The organism is Arsenophonus endosymbiont of Apis mellifera (genome assembly GCF_903968575.1).
Taxonomy (GTDB): Bacteria; Pseudomonadota; Gammaproteobacteria; order Enterobacterales; family Enterobacteriaceae; genus Arsenophonus; species Arsenophonus apicola.
Window position 1 is genome coordinate 1 of the sequence record NZ_CAJCFU010000044.1, and the last position, 6,079, is coordinate 6,079.

A 6,079-nucleotide genomic window follows, 5' to 3' on the forward strand; every position below is an offset into this window, starting at 1 on the left:
GCTCCACGTAGATTAGCTCCCCATAGGTCTGCTCCCTGTAGGTCTGCTCTAATTAAGTTGGCACCACTTAGATTGGCTTTACGACCATTCTTGCCCATCGAATCTACCCAAAATTTATGCTCATCAAGAATTTTTCTTAATTCATCGTTATTCATTTAATTACCTTCAGGTGAAAAAAAAGACCTAATTAGGTCTTATGCATGAGTTAGGACGTGTGCCCAAGTGCCTCTTGGTGTCCGATTACAGTCATCACGGACGGGTAAACGCAATCAAACTATATTTAGCTATTATAAGATAATTTATAGTCTTGACTGTCCCACGAGCGCATAGCCGCATTCACACATCCTTAAATTGATTAATTGCCTGAATGTTTAGCCACCTCAGGCGGCAGTGGTACACTTGGTGTTTCTCACAACAACCAAGAGGTAGAGTAATGAATGATTCATTAGCTAATTTCGATAGAAATTTACAATTTGAACTGCTTGAGTTAGCGGTGTACGATTACCCAGATGTTGTTGAAACAGAAAATATTTCTGATCATTTACGTTTAGTTGATAAATCCTGGCTACCTTCTGTATGTCTGCAAGATAACGCGCATCGAAGCCAATGATTGAAACAGGTTTATTTTCCTTGGGTATCACTTGCTCTATGTTCGGATATTTCCTGTCAATAACCTCACAGATTGCTGCACCAACACGTAACTCGTCTTCATCAAGATAGGTCACAATTCCATTTCGGGTATCAATTTGTGCCTTGTCAAAGCGAGTAACTTTTGCGCCTTTAATTGAAATTATCACGCTTTCATATAGCGATTCAGTCTCATGCTCGCCAATAAAAATTCGATAGCCGTCAGCAGCATACAGCTTTTTATCAGGGGCAAAACAAATGCCGTTTAGATAATATCTGACATCACATTTAGCCTGAAAAATCATTGCACTGAGAAGTGCTTTTTTACCGACCGTCAAAATCATTTTGATACCTTTAACAGTTAGCGGTGACTCCAAAATTTGATTTAGGGTTAGAATATAAAAAAACCGTTAGGTCTAGGTTTTTTCACTGGGTAAGAATTCAGTTGGTATTGATATTTAAGTCAATGGGATTGACACATCTAAGCTCACCGTTGGTGAGTTTATACGAGCTATTTTTTATACCTCCCGTACTCCCTATAGCCCTTTTAACCTTAATATTTCCTTGTTCAAGTTCGTTTAACCAACGATGTGCCGTGACTTCAAGTGGTTCATTTAGTGTTCCAATAATACAAGGAAGGTATCGCTCAATCTGTATCCATATGTTGCCACGCCGAGCAAAGAATTTTCCATTCTGTGTTGCATAATTTGTGCTATAAATTCTCGGAAATGCAAAAGTCATTTTAGTCGTTCCTTCTTCCGTTATTTATCAATTAGCAGTGATTCCGAAATACGATTTAGGTTTATTATTAAACCGTCTGGAAGTATACAAAGCTGCAATAGGAAGACAGCAGTTATTAAATGTGTCATACACTTTAGTAGGACGAATTGATATTGCTTTTTCTACACGATTAATCACTTTTCTTTTTAGTGAAAGGATAGGGCGTTTAGTGTTTGTTGGTGTTTTTTGCTGAGAGGGTTTACTTCGATTTAAGGCTGCTTTCAGTGCCATATTAAGTGCTTTGTTATATTCATAAGCTGCTTGCCTGGCTCTTCTACGCTCATTTCTACGACGACGAGCATTATCATAACCATGAAAGTTACACATATTACCTCCTGACAATAAGTTTTGGTGGTGTGTGATAGGGCTAACCAGTCAAATTTACAGCCATATTGGTAGTATCCTGGTGTTGGTTTCAACTTTATGGCTGTATTTTGGTTATTTTACACACCCCAAAACCGACTGTTTGGGTGTTTTGTGGTTACGCTTTTTCAGCGAAAGAGTGTTAAAGAGCGGTACTGCTTAACTGTCGTCACTTGCCTTCATGTTCATATGTCTCAGGCTGGCTACTTGGCAACGTCTGGCAAAGTTTCAGATAACTCATGGTATTGTCTGGCATTTGCCTGTTGCAGTGAGTTGATGAAGTTAATAATAACTATAGTTATATATACTGTCAATAGTTTTATGATATAAGTTATATAACTTTTTTTATTTGAAGATATTTAAGAGAATAAATAAAAAAATCCTCAATGAAGAGGATTTTGATTTGTAGGTATAATTAAATTAGCATAGCCACCCAAAATACTTTGCCAATTATATCTATTGAATCTATTGGTGCCACTTCATCAGGATACTCATTTCGATTGTAACTCCTGATAATGACTTCATTTTGAGACGATCTTATCAATTGCTTTACTCTTTTCCAACCATCTTGATTTATAGCATATACTTTTCCATCTATAATAATTTTATCGTTGCAATTGACGGATACGGTAGCGCCATCAGGAATTAATGGCTCCATGCTATTTCCTTTAATAGGAAAGCAAATTATACCACTTCCATCACTATTAGCATTAACTCGTCTAAGTGTAGATTTAGCAAATCTTAATTTAAATCCATTATAATCAGTTTCATTAAAACAACCATTACCGCAAGCAAATTCAATATCTTTTAAAAACGGTACTTCCACCTCATCATTGTCTAAGGGATCTTTACTATCCCATGTTGATACTTTAATCCATTCGTTTTCAGGAGGAATGTTGGAATCATCTACTGATGAATGCATACTTCCTTGCCCATGTATGAGCCATATCGGATTAATTTTTAATGCTAAAGCTAGATCAAATGCTTTTCTTGATGATTTAGCTTTTCCTGATATGAGTTTGGCTATAGCAGGTTGTGAAACTCCCACTATTTTGGCTAATTGCTCTTGTGACATACCAGCACCGTTAAGAGCAGCTTTTAAACGTTCGGCAAAAGTTTTCATATAAATATTATATAACTCCGGTTATTTCTTTTCAAAGAACCAAAGTTATTGATTTTTTGTATAACTTGGTTTATATATAGTTATAGCTTGAGGTTCTGAAGGATTTTTTATGAATCTTGTTATTAAGAAAGCTATTGGTATAGTTGGTGGTCAAAGAAAATTAGCCGAAATCTGTGGTGTCAGTCAACCAGCCGTTCATAAATGGCTGAAAGGTGAAAAAATCTCTCCTGAGAGAGTAATGACAATTGTTAATGCTACAGATGGCTTAATTAAGGCGTACGAACTTTGGCCTGATTTACCAATGCTATTCCCAATGAAGAAATAAACTAACCGCTCTTTAACAACCTGGCCTCCCTGAAATTGGGAGATTTATAAATTCCCAGCCCATCGGGAGGGAATACTATTATCTGAAACTTATGGAATTAAGTGTAGGATAAGATTGCTGCAAAGACTATCAAATCATTTTGTCTGTATGCTATTTGATTTGCGGTTTTTTGAGTATCTTCTCGCAGAATAGAGATAAGTATTCGGTAAGCAACAGTTATCAAATGAAGGCTGAGGCTTTTTGTCTTTTAGATTGAGAGTGAGTGATGCAATGGTATTAACGGTGTCATCCTGCTTGTTGAATATGGAATCAAGGATTTGCTCTGTAGAACGGATTTGGCATTTTTGTTCTGCTTCCTGACGTTTTTTAGCCAGAAATGCAGCTCTACGTTCATATCTACGTTGGGCGTAGTTAGTCCGTTTGATGACGGTAATCTGTGTCATTTTGACCTCCAAAGTAAGTTTTAGCTGTGATATAGCCACACCAAAACTCACTCAATGATGGTTGATTCAAGAGTGCCTGAATCCCTTCTAAGATGTTAAAGAGCAATAATGCTTAGTTACTGATGACTACACTTGCCTTCATGTTCATATGCCTCAGGCTGGCTACTTAGCAACGTCTGGCAAAGTTTCAGATAACTGGTGGTATTGTCTGGCGTTTGCCTGTTGCAGTGAGTTGATGAACAAAGTAAACCATAGATTTACTTTAAATGTCAATCTAAAATTTAATTATTGAGTTTTAGAAACAAAAAAACCGCCAAAATATGACGGTTACTTTAAAGGATAGGGTATTTTTACTTTGGTTAGCTTAATCTATTATTTTCGTCTTTATTTCTACGTTTAATATATTCTTCAACAAATTTATCTAATTCTTTAAGCCTCAATTTAAAAGCAGAAATCATGGTTTCTTGTTCATTTAGAGGTAATTGATTAAAAATATCTAATAGTTCTTTTTCATTTTGGCGTAATCCCTGTCGTTCATCAACTTCTTCTCCATATAACCATTCTAGGGAAACGCCAGCAGCTTCAGCTATTGATATAGCTGAATTTCTACTTATATTGCCCTTTACGAACCATGAATTTACGGCTTGTCTGCTTACTCCTGCTATTTTAGCCATTTCAGATTTAGACATGCCTCTATCATTTAATTCTGTAAGTCTCCGAACTAAAGGAGATTCTGATATTTTTCTTGTATTCATGAATAGCATTGTAAACTTTAACTTTATATTATCAATAAATTAAAAATTGACTTAATATGTAAGTCTATGCTTTACTATATTTACCTAAATAAGGAGATTTACATGACAGCGCTTGAAATTGCCATAAAAAAAGCAGGATCTGTTAGAAAGCTTGGGGCAATGATCGGAGTTTCTGGAATGGCTGTTAGCAGTTGGAGAACTAAGTACCAAGGTATAGTTCCTGCAAAAAGGGTAATTCCCATACATTATGCTACAGGGGTTCTTCCCCATGAACTTCGTCCAGATCTTTACCCAAACCCAACAGATGGTATCCCTGCTGATAAGCAAAATACTCTCTGAATAACACTGTTCTTTAACATTTTGACTCGCTCTAGGCTTTCTTGGAGCCACCACAACCTCATAGGAATATTGAGGTAGGGAATTTTATTACTTTAGGATTATAACCATGGAATATTCAAATACTATCAAAATCACTTGCAAACCAGAGCATCTAGAATCTTACTTCTACCAGAAGATGGCATCAGAAGGGGGTAATAACGGGTTTGCCAAATCACTAGGAATTCACCCATCAACAGCGAGTCGGGATAAAACCAGAATATTTAAATTAGCCTGTCAGGTAGTTTCAGAATACGGCTTGCCTAAGCATGTGGTGAGTGTGCCTAATTCATCGACGCAGGGAGTGGTCATCACAAATATCTCAGGTGAAGAGATACGTAAGCTGATAGATATGCTGGAACATTTGAGATTGCCAAAAAAAGAAGCTCCAGAGTTACAAAACAATGGAGCCTGAAAACATCATATCCAACTTTAAGTTTGGGTTACCTTTCAAGGAGAAGGGAAACGGCAGTTTTCCCTTTTTTCTTTCAATTTCAGCGAGGTCATTATGGCAAATAAACGCCGATTTATCAATAAAAATTATGAAGAAAAAGCCCATCCAGATAGTCCTGATGGGCTATTGGTTGCTGCTTCAAAAAATAAGCGTTTCGCACATCGGTTTGTAGCAGAATTCAGAAAGTTACAAGGAGTTAAAAATGGCTGCAACAGTCACCAGTCTTGATGATTACAGAGTTAAAAAGGAAGTCAGGGAGAATGCCGTGGCTGAGATTGAAAATGGGTATACCCAAATACCGGATGATATTCTTGATGCAATCATGTTAGCTAATTTAACAAAGCATCAATTAAATATTGTGTTAGCTGTATGGAGAAAAACCTATGGTTATCACAAGGAGTTGGACTGGATTAGTAATACTCAGTTCGAAAAGATGACAAAAATAGATTCGACAAAATGCTCTACCGCTAAGAATCAACTTATCAAGATGAAAATCCTTGTTCAGGTAGGGAGAAAAGTTGGTATTAACAAGAAGTTATCTGAGTGGGAAACGGATATTTACCGAAACAGTAAAAGCTTTACTAAAACGGTAAAGAAAAGTTTTACCGAAACAGTAAAAAGGGTTTTACCGAAACAGTCAAACACAAAAGATAATATTACAAAAGATATAAAATATAATAATACACCCCTTACCCCTCACGAGGTGAAAGGGGAAGAATTGGCTAGACCTGAAAAGCGAAAACCCCAAACACTGAATTACAACGATTATCTGGTTGCCTACAACGAGGAAGTGGGTGACAGACTACCCCACGCTGTTGAAGCCAATCCCAAGCG

At 36.7% G+C, this 6,079-nt stretch carries 11 protein-coding genes; 5 read left to right on the forward strand and 6 right to left on the reverse strand.

Annotated features, from left to right (window positions below; all coding sequences use genetic code 11):
- The 4 genes from H1X92_RS16220 to H1X92_RS05805 form a co-directional block, all read right to left on the reverse strand.
- The coding region (locus tag H1X92_RS16220; RefSeq protein ID WP_180559259.1) for a pentapeptide repeat-containing protein at positions 1–155 on the reverse strand (155 nt) is incomplete at its 3' end.
- A 294-nt stretch (positions 156–449) separates the two neighbouring features.
- On the reverse strand, positions 450–971 hold the full coding sequence (locus tag H1X92_RS05795; RefSeq protein ID WP_180559260.1) for a hypothetical protein: 522 nt from the start codon (positions 969–971) through the stop codon (positions 450–452).
- 424 nt (positions 972–1,395) lie between these two features.
- The gene (locus tag H1X92_RS05800) at positions 1,396–1,734 is read right to left on the reverse strand and encodes a hypothetical protein (protein ID WP_180559261.1); all 339 of its coding nucleotides are present in this window, start codon (positions 1,732–1,734) and stop codon (positions 1,396–1,398) included.
- Between the two features lie 451 nt (positions 1,735–2,185).
- A complete protein-coding gene (locus tag H1X92_RS05805; protein WP_180559262.1) occupies positions 2,186–2,893 on the reverse strand; it encodes an XRE family transcriptional regulator in 708 nt (235 codons plus the stop codon).
- A 109-nt stretch (positions 2,894–3,002) separates the two neighbouring features.
- Between H1X92_RS05805 and H1X92_RS05810 the strand changes: the two genes are divergently transcribed.
- Positions 3,003–3,218 (forward strand): transcriptional regulator, encoded by a 216-nt coding sequence (locus H1X92_RS05810; RefSeq protein WP_180559263.1) that lies wholly within the window; start codon positions 3,003–3,005, stop codon positions 3,216–3,218.
- A 134-nt stretch (positions 3,219–3,352) separates the two neighbouring features.
- Here H1X92_RS05810 and H1X92_RS05815 read toward each other — a convergent pair whose 3' ends face one another.
- Together H1X92_RS05815 and H1X92_RS05820 are read right to left on the reverse strand one after the other, a co-directional pair.
- Positions 3,353–3,661, reverse strand: a complete 309-nt coding sequence (locus H1X92_RS05815; RefSeq protein WP_180559264.1) for a hypothetical protein — start codon at positions 3,659–3,661, stop codon at positions 3,353–3,355.
- Positions 3,662–4,020: 359 nt separating this feature from the next.
- A complete protein-coding gene (locus tag H1X92_RS05820; protein WP_233458132.1) occupies positions 4,021–4,350 on the reverse strand; it encodes a helix-turn-helix domain-containing protein in 330 nt (109 codons plus the stop codon).
- A 168-nt stretch (positions 4,351–4,518) separates the two neighbouring features.
- Between H1X92_RS05820 and H1X92_RS05825 the strand changes: the two genes are divergently transcribed.
- From H1X92_RS05825 to H1X92_RS05840, 4 genes are all read left to right on the forward strand, one after another.
- Positions 4,519–4,755, forward strand: coding sequence for a transcriptional regulator (locus tag H1X92_RS05825; protein ID WP_180559266.1), 237 nt, complete (start codon positions 4,519–4,521; stop codon positions 4,753–4,755).
- A 175-nt stretch (positions 4,756–4,930) separates the two neighbouring features.
- Positions 4,931–5,206, forward strand: coding sequence for a hypothetical protein (locus H1X92_RS05830; protein ID WP_225507299.1), 276 nt, complete (start codon positions 4,931–4,933; stop codon positions 5,204–5,206).
- A gap of 93 nt (positions 5,207–5,299) precedes the next feature.
- Complete coding sequence (locus H1X92_RS05835; RefSeq protein ID WP_180559268.1) at positions 5,300–5,473, forward strand: hypothetical protein; 174 nt, start codon at positions 5,300–5,302, stop codon at positions 5,471–5,473.
- Positions 5,448–6,079, forward strand: a 632-nt coding sequence (locus tag H1X92_RS05840) for a replication protein (RefSeq protein ID WP_180559269.1), incomplete at its 3' end; no start/stop codon positions are given. The genes H1X92_RS05835 and H1X92_RS05840, both read left to right, overlap by 26 nt.

What these genes read in the sequence shown, in the direction of transcription:
- H1X92_RS05810 (WP_180559263.1), top strand. Translation starts at nt 3,003, where the DNA reads ATGAATCTTGTTATTAAGAAAGCTATTGGTATAGTTGGTGGTCAAAGA.
- H1X92_RS05835 (WP_180559268.1), top strand. Translation starts at nt 5,300, where the DNA reads ATGGCAAATAAACGCCGATTTATCAATAAAAATTATGAAGAAAAAGCC.
- H1X92_RS05795 (WP_180559260.1), bottom strand. Translation starts at nt 971, where the DNA reads ATGATTTTGACGGTCGGTAAAAAAGCACTTCTCAGTGCAATGATTTTT.
- H1X92_RS05815 (WP_180559264.1), bottom strand. Translation starts at nt 3,661, where the DNA reads ATGACACAGATTACCGTCATCAAACGGACTAACTACGCCCAACGTAGA.
- H1X92_RS05820 (WP_233458132.1), bottom strand. Translation starts at nt 4,350, where the DNA reads ATGTCTAAATCTGAAATGGCTAAAATAGCAGGAGTAAGCAGACAAGCC.
- H1X92_RS05830 (WP_225507299.1), top strand. Translation starts at nt 4,931, where the DNA reads ATGGCATCAGAAGGGGGTAATAACGGGTTTGCCAAATCACTAGGAATT.
- H1X92_RS05825 (WP_180559266.1), top strand. Translation starts at nt 4,519, where the DNA reads ATGACAGCGCTTGAAATTGCCATAAAAAAAGCAGGATCTGTTAGAAAG.
- H1X92_RS05805 (WP_180559262.1), bottom strand. Translation starts at nt 2,893, where the DNA reads ATGAAAACTTTTGCCGAACGTTTAAAAGCTGCTCTTAACGGTGCTGGT.
- H1X92_RS05800 (WP_180559261.1), bottom strand. Translation starts at nt 1,734, where the DNA reads ATGTGTAACTTTCATGGTTATGATAATGCTCGTCGTCGTAGAAATGAG.